General features: G+C 37.0%; 1 protein-coding gene. It reads left to right on the top strand.

The genetic code is table 11. From position 1 onward, the window contains the following. Positions 1-209: 209 nt before the first annotated feature. Positions 210-2,116, top strand: a 1,907-nt coding sequence (locus tag AACY61_RS12810) for a CARDB domain-containing protein (protein WP_339611975.1), incomplete at its 3' end; no start/stop codon positions are given.

Below are 2,116 nucleotides of genomic sequence, written 5' to 3'. Positions count from 1 at the left end.
CATAGAAGAAGATACAAACAAAGAATTTACAGGGCATTTTACCTTGAAGAGATAAATGATAGGAATATTTTCTAAAAGCCGTAAAGTATATACTTTGCGGCTTTTAATTTCTATACCCTTTTAAATAGATTTTCTAAAGTACTCTTTTGATAATTACAAAGCTAGATAATAATTCAATTTGTATCTTTAGAGCTGCAAAGCCTAACTAAATGACAAAAAATAGTCTTAAAATTTATTGGATTTTACTTTTATTAGTTTTATCAGGTACGCTGTGCTCTCAACCAATTACACAATACAATCAATTCAACGGTAAATATGATTTCACTGCTTTTGGAAACACTTTAAATGAAGCAGAAAATGCAGGTGGGTATTGTGATATACTTACTTCTTCAAGTGCAGATTTAAACTTAGCTCCCGGTCAAACAGTTGTAGCAGCATATTTATACTGGGCAGGTTCCGGGGATGGTGATTTTGATGTAACATTTAATGGTGCCGATATTACTGCTGAAAGGACCTTTACAGCCAATAATGGAGCGATTACTTATTTTGGTGCTTTTGCAGATGTTACCGCTCAGGTGCAACTCACAGGCAATGGTACTTATACCATATCTGATTTGGATTTGACAGATATTATTGCCAATTACTGTGGTGGAGCTCCCGGAAATGGAACAAATTTTGGAGGCTGGTCTGTAACCATTGTTTATGAAGATGCAACACTACCCAACAACCAGTTGACTATCTATGATGGCTTACAAAAAGTCTTTGGGCCCGATCCACAATTAGATATAAACCTTACTAATTTAAATGTAGTCGATGTGGTTGGTGCTAAAGTTGGTTTTTTAGTTTGGGAGGGCGATGTGGGAATTGCTGTTGGGGAAACCTTGAGTATTAATGGGGTAGTGATGGAAGACTTACCCTTAAATCCGGCAAACAATGCATTCAATAGTACAAATAGTTATACGGGTGCATCAGACTTGTGGAACATGGATCTGGATTTGTTTAATATTGAAGATGTAATCAATATTGGTGATACATCGATGCTGGTTCAATTGGACACAAACCAAGATGGAATCTTTGTCAATAACATCAATGTAGTGCTTTCAAGTGAACTTCCGGATGCGACCATCGATGTTACCAATATTGAGGTTTATTGTGACTCCAGAGATATTGATGTAGACTATACTGTCTTTAATTTGGAAAGTACCGATGCTGTTCCGGCAAATACACCCATTGCATTTTATGCCAATGGTACTCTGGTTGGAAGTTTCGCAACTATCAATACGATTCCTGTAGATGGATTTGAAACAAACTCGGTGAGTATGACAATTCCTGCAGCGATTCCAAACGACTTTATACTTACAGCTGTTGTAGATGACTTGGGAGACGGAACAGGTATTGTAGCTGAAATTAATGAAACCAATAACAGTTTTGAATCTGATGTTACACTAGTTGAAAACCCGGTTGCCGGACCCGTTGATACTATTATAGTATGTGATTTAGATGATGACGGCTTTGCAAACTTTTTCTTATTGGTAGCAGAACCTCAACTTTTAGGAACACAAACAGATGTTGATGTAACTTTTCATCAAACACTTGATGATGCTGAAAATGGAGTAAATCAAATCACAACTCCTGAAAGTTATACAAATATCGATTCGCCTTTTCAAACAATTTATGTAAGACTCGAAAACAACATTAGTGGCTGCTATATAACATCCTCTTTTTTAATTGAAGTAAGACCGGTTGATTTTATTCCATTTGAGCTTGTGGACCTTGAATTCTGTATCGATGGTAATAATGATGTTGGCTACCCGATTGACCTTACTGTTCAAGAGGAATCCATATTTGCCGGAGTTGATCCATCTGATTATACGGTTACGTATCATCTTAGCCAATTTGATGCGGCCGCAGGCGAAAATGCAATTCCAAACCCTACTGCATATCCTAATATTGAAAACCCACAACTTATGTGGGTTAGAATAGTCAATAATGTTATTAATTGTGTTGAAATAGGCTCCTTTACAGTCTTGATAAAACTTAACCCCCTGGTTACCTTACCTGCAGACATGACACCTTACGAATTGTGTGATGACGCAACGGCAGATGGCTTTACAGA

Origin of the sequence: uncultured Planktosalinus sp. (assembly GCF_963973675.1) — a bacterium.
In the GTDB taxonomy this organism is placed as follows: domain Bacteria; phylum Bacteroidota; class Bacteroidia; order Flavobacteriales; family Flavobacteriaceae; genus Planktosalinus.
Note: the sequence above shows the minus strand (reverse complement) of the source record. Positions and strands in the feature narration are given on the sequence as shown.